The sequence below is a fragment of the Candidatus Binatia bacterium genome (assembly GCA_023150935.1).
Classification (GTDB): Bacteria; Desulfobacterota; Binatia; order HRBIN30; family HRBIN30; genus JAKLJW01.
In genome coordinates this window covers 1-566 of the sequence record JAKLJW010000158.1, presented here as the reverse complement: position 1 = coordinate 566, position 566 = coordinate 1, and the positions used below count along the sequence as shown (strand labels likewise).

General features: G+C 62.2%; 1 protein-coding gene. It reads left to right on the top strand.

Annotated elements, in window-relative coordinates:
• Positions 1-146: 146 nt before the first annotated feature.
• Positions 147-383, top strand: coding sequence for a hypothetical protein (locus L6Q96_23495; protein MCK6557512.1), 237 nt, complete (start codon positions 147-149; stop codon positions 381-383).
• The last annotated feature ends 183 nt before the right edge of the window (positions 384-566 follow it).

The following is a 566-nucleotide window of genomic DNA, read 5'->3' as shown; positions in this document are numbered from 1 at the left end:
CTACTCGTCCCCGGTGGCAAGGGTTCGCACCGCAAGTTCCGGCACCCGAAGACGTCCGGCTGCGTCGTGCTGAGCGGTCGGGACGGGGACGATGCGCGCCAGTATCAGGAAAGACACGTTCGCAACGCGATACGAGAGGTCGGCAAATGAAGGCCGGGGACCAATATCTCAAGTTCGTCCGTTGGGAAGACGATGACGGTTTGTACGTGGGCTACTGCCCGGACCTCTTTCCGTGGGGTGGTGTTTGTCATGGAAGCACGGAAGAGGACGCCTATCGCCAACTCTGTGCCCTGGTCCACGAGGAGGTGGACGCGTTGCGGCAAGCCGGGAAGGATCTACCCGCAGCCAACACACGCGCGATGCGGGAAGCCGTGCCGGCGTAAGGTCGGATCGGTAGCACGTTGATGTCGGACACCCACCACCGACCCGTAAATCGTACAGGTGTCTCGCGAGATCCTCCCCGTACACGTACTCAGCGAAGCGGTACTCGTACTCGCACACGGACTGAGCGCACGCAGCGAGAAAATTGAACCACGAGCGGCCCGACGTCTGCGAGGAAGTGGCCG

Bases quoted from the DNA above. Each gene is read 5' to 3' on its own strand.
- L6Q96_23495 (MCK6557512.1), top strand. From the start codon at position 147: ATGAAGGCCGGGGACCAATATCTCAAGTTCGTCCGTTGGGAAGACGAT.